The 1229-nt window shown below is 74.4% G+C and carries 2 protein-coding genes; both read left to right on the forward strand.

Annotated elements, in window-relative coordinates; all coding sequences use genetic code 11:
- The coding region (locus tag AB0O00_RS40265) for an MMPL family transporter (RefSeq protein ID WP_363659622.1) at positions 1-926 on the forward strand (926 nt) is incomplete at its 5' end.
- 97 nt (positions 927-1023) lie between these two features.
- On the forward strand, positions 1024-1229 hold a 206-nt coding region (locus AB0O00_RS40270; RefSeq protein WP_363659623.1), incomplete at its 3' end, for a DUF1707 domain-containing protein.

A 1229-nucleotide genomic window follows, 5' to 3' on the forward strand; every position in this document is an offset into this window, starting at 1 on the left:
CCTTCACCGGCACGCCCGAGTCGGTGACCGGCCAGACCGTCCTGGCCGCGCACTACCCGGCGGGCTCCTCCGCACCGCTGGACATCTACGCCGACGCGGCGAAGGCCGAGCAGGTCAGGGCCGCCGTCCAGGGCCTGCCCGGGGTGGCCGCGGTCTCCCCCGCCCAGATCTCCGGCGACTCGCTGCGGATCCAGGCCCTGCTCACCGACCCGCCCGGCAGCAAGGCCGCCGAGGCCACCGTCGAGCAGCTGCGCACCGCCGTGCACGACAAGGCGGACGCCGGGGCGCTGATCGGCGGCAGCACGGCGCAGAGCCTGGACGTCGCCGACACCACGGCGCGCGACGAGCGGCTGGTGATGCCGCTGGTGCTCGCCGTCGTGCTGCTCGTCCTGATGGTGCTCCTGCGCTCCCTGGTGGCTCCGGTGCTCCTGCTGGCGAGTGTGGTGCTGTCCTTCGGCGCCGCGCTCGGCGCCTCCGTCCTGCTCTTCCGCGCGCTCGGGCACCCGCACTCGGACGAGTCGCTGCCGCTGATGGGCTTCCTCTTCCTCGTCGCGCTGGGGGTCGACTACACGATCTTCATGATGACCCGGGCCCGGGAGGAGGTCGCACGGATCGGCCACGCACGCGGTGTGGTGCGCGCCCTCGCCGTGACGGGAGGGGTCATCACCAGCGCCGGCCTCGTCCTGGCGGCCACCTTCGCGGCGCTCGGCGTCCTGCCGGCGGTCGGCATGCTGCAGCTGGGCGTCCTGGTCGCGGTGGGCGTGCTGCTGGACACCCTCGTGGTGCGCACGCTCCTGGTGCCCGCCCTCGCCCTGGACATCGGCCCCCGGCTGTGGTGGCCGGGCCGGCCGGGCCCGACCCACGTCCCCGGCCCCCGCAGCACCGCCGGGGCGAGCGCTCCGGCCGAACCCGACACCGTCCACTGAGCGCACGTCACCAGGGAGCACGTCACCTGAGTGCACGTCACCAGGGCGGCACACCGGCCGGCAGCACGTCCGCTGCAGACACCGAGAGCGAGGGAACATGACGAACGGATCCCACCGCGACTGGATCTCCGAGGCCGAACGCGAGGCGGTGGCCGCCCGGTTGTGCGAGCAGTTCAGCCAGAACCGGATGACCAAGGCCGAGCTGGAGACGCGCCTGGACGACACCTTCGCGGCCGAGACCCACGAGGCGCTGCGCCACGTCACCGCCGACCTGCCGGCGGCGCGGCGTTCCGCGGCGCCCCG

The organism is Kitasatospora sp. NPDC093558, from assembly GCF_040683475.1.
Classification (GTDB): Bacteria; Actinomycetota; Actinomycetes; order Streptomycetales; family Streptomycetaceae; genus Kitasatospora.